1 protein-coding gene is annotated in these 1174 nt (G+C 59.5%); it reads right to left on the bottom strand.

Annotated elements, in window-relative coordinates; all coding sequences use genetic code 11:
* Positions 1-151: 151 nt before the first annotated feature.
* Positions 152-1174: transglutaminase-like domain-containing protein (locus tag NW837_RS14435; RefSeq protein ID WP_414332276.1), on the bottom strand; the 1023-nt coding region annotated here is incomplete at its 5' end.

Genomic DNA, 1174 nt, shown 5'->3' with positions numbered 1-1174 from the left:
GCGAATGTGATTGCGCTTTTGGGGGCTGCTGTAAACCAGCCTAGAGGTTCGTGGTTGGCTTGCCAACTGCAGAGCTACCGAAAGCCCGCCCTGTACTGCGAAGCAGTCAGGGTCGGGTAGTTTACGCCCGTTTTCTCACTCTATTCGCCTTTCAAATTTCTTCTAAGATGCGAAACTGCACATGGTTAATGGCCAGCTCCCCAATTGAGGCTTGGTCGGTGTTGATCGTCTCGAAAGGGATCCCTTTGGCGATCTCGGCATGGGTCCAGGGCAAGCCCATGAAGTAGCGCTGCGAATAGGGGCGCTCCCCCCGATCGTCGGGGTTCGACTCCATCGGCACCCAACCCCAGCCGGGCAGATAAAACTCAATCCACACGTGGTTGTACTGGGGAAACAGCGGGATCCCTTTCAGTTCTGGGTGAGGTGGGCATTTGTAGCGCCCCACCGTGCGGCAAGGGATCCCATTGAGGCGGGCCAAAGCCAACAGCACCCCCACATATTCGCCACAAGAACCGGAGCCACGCCGCAAAACCTCATCCGGCGGATCAATGCGAGAGGTGACCCGGTAGGAGAGCTTGTCGTAAACATAGGCCCGGATATTGAGCATTTTGCGCAGCAAGTTGGTCTCGCTGCCAACGGCCAGCCGCGCTGCCTCTCGGACAATCGAGGTGTCCATGGCCAGGTAGTCATCGTCCACCAAGTAGCGATCCCGTAGGTCTGGGGGCACGACGGCATCTTCTACATCCAGCGGATCGATGCAGTACTTGATACTGTAGAGATCCAGCACCGCCCGCCAGCCAAACAAGCGCACCTCATGGGCCCCCAGGGATCCCAGCGAAAACACCGCCACCTGTTGGCCGGATTGCTCTTCCACTTCAAACGGCAGACCTACCCAGTGCAGGCTGCGCACCCGTTGGCGAAGGCTGTTGCAGGGCAAGGCAATTCGCCAGACCAAATCGGGCAGGAAGCGCGGCTCTTCTTGGGCAATTTCTTCCACATAGGTCAGCTCCACCCGATAGCCGTGGGAGAGGGTGTAGGTGGCGCGTTCCCCCAGACACTGGGGCTGAAAAACTACCGGACAGGCAATGGGGGAATCCTCGGCCTCGGTTCCACTGCCGCCAGAGGGGTCGGGGGAGCTAGGGGGATCCAAAGGCCGCAGGCGTAGGGGGGCCAC

The organism is Synechococcus sp. R6-10, assembly GCF_047461815.1.
Lineage (GTDB): Bacteria > Cyanobacteriota > Cyanobacteriia > Thermostichales > Thermostichaceae > Thermostichus.
The sequence above is the reverse complement of the archived record's forward strand: the minus strand, read 5'-3'. Positions and strand labels throughout refer to the sequence as shown.